The sequence below is a fragment of the Pseudomonas sp. P5_A2_2 genome (assembly GCF_054177685.1).
Window position 1 is genome coordinate 1 of record NZ_JBGCUL010001037.1, and the last position, 1,517, is coordinate 1,517.

Below are 1,517 nucleotides of genomic sequence, written 5' to 3' on the forward strand. Positions count from 1 at the left end.
AACTCGAAGCGCTCCTGGCCGTGGATCGACGGCTGGTTGGTGTCGATCATGCACGTCCAGAAACCACCGTCAGGCACTTCCGGTAGCCGGAAATTGACGATGTCGTGATGCGCGTTGACCACCAGCATCAACGTTGCGTCGGCGCCTTTGCGGCGAATGCCGGTTTCCTGGGCGCGACCATCAAGCAGCATGCCCAGGCAACGATTGTGCGCATCGTGCCAATGTCTGGTGGTCATTTCCGTGCCGTCCGGCGCCAGCCAGGTCACGTCCTTGACGCCGATGTCCTCGTTGTAATTACCCACCAGGAAACGCCCGCGCCGCAGGATCGGATAGGTCAGGCGCAACTTGATCAGGCGTTTGACGAACTTGAGCAGGGCCTTGCCGTCTTCGCTGAGGTCCCAGTTGACCCAGCCTATCTCGCTGTCCTGGCAGTACGCATTGTTGTTGCCGTCCTGGGTGCGGGCGAACTCGTCGCCAGCCACCAGCATCGGCGTGCCCTGGGCCAGCAGCAGGGTGGCGAAGAAATTGCGCATCTGCCGATGGCGCAATGCGTTGATGTCGGGATCGTCGGTGGGGCCTTCGACGCCGTGGTTCCAGGACAGGTTGTTGTTGCTGCCGTCCTGATTGTTTTCGTCGTTGGCTTCGTTGTGCTTGTCGTTGTACGACACCAGGTCGTTGAGGGTGAAGCCGTCATGGGCGGTGACGAAGTTCACCGATGAATAGGGGCGGCGACCACGCTGATTGAACATCTCGCCTGACGCGGTCAGGCGGCTGGCAAAGTCCGCCAGTTGGCCGTCGTCGCCTTTCCAGAAGGCGCGCACGGTGTCGCGGAACTTATCGTTCCACTCGACCCAGCCCGGGGGGAAGTTGCCCACCTGATAACCGCCGGGGCCACAGTCCCAGGGTTCGGCGATCAGTTTGACCTGACGCAACACCGGGTCCTGGCGGCAGGCCACGAGGAAACTGTGGCGCTCGTCGAAGCCATCGTGGTATCGCCCGAGGATGGTCGCCAAGTCGAAGCGGAAGCCGTCCACATGCATTTCCGAGGCCCAGTAGCGCAGGGAGTCGGTGACCATTTGCAGCACGCACGGATGGCTCAGGTCCAGGGTGTTGCCGGTGCCGGAATCGTTGATATAGAAGCGCTTGTCATCGGGCTTGAGGCGGTAGTAGGACGCATTGTCGATACCGCGCATGGACAGGGTCGGGCCTTGCTCGTTGCCCTCGGCGGTGTGGTTGTAGACCACGTCGAGGATCACCTCCAGATTGGCTTCGTGCAGGTGCGCGACCATTTCCTTGAATTCGGCGATCTTGCCACTGGCCAGGTAACGCGGGTCGGGGGCGAAGAACGCGATGCTGTTGTAGCCCCAGTAATTGGTCATGCCCTTGTGCAGCAGGTGCTGGTCATTGACGAAAGCGTGGATCGGCAGCAACTCCACGGTCGACACGCCGAGCTTGCGGATGTGCTCCATCACATCATCGACCATCAACCCGGCAAAGGTGCCGCGCAGGTTTTCGGG

At 61.2% G+C, this 1,517-nt stretch carries 1 protein-coding gene; it reads right to left on the reverse strand.

Annotated elements, in window-relative coordinates:
* Positions 1-1,517: glycogen debranching protein GlgX (gene glgX, locus ACXRVY_RS28550; protein WP_458238898.1), on the reverse strand; the 1,517-nt coding region annotated here is incomplete at both ends.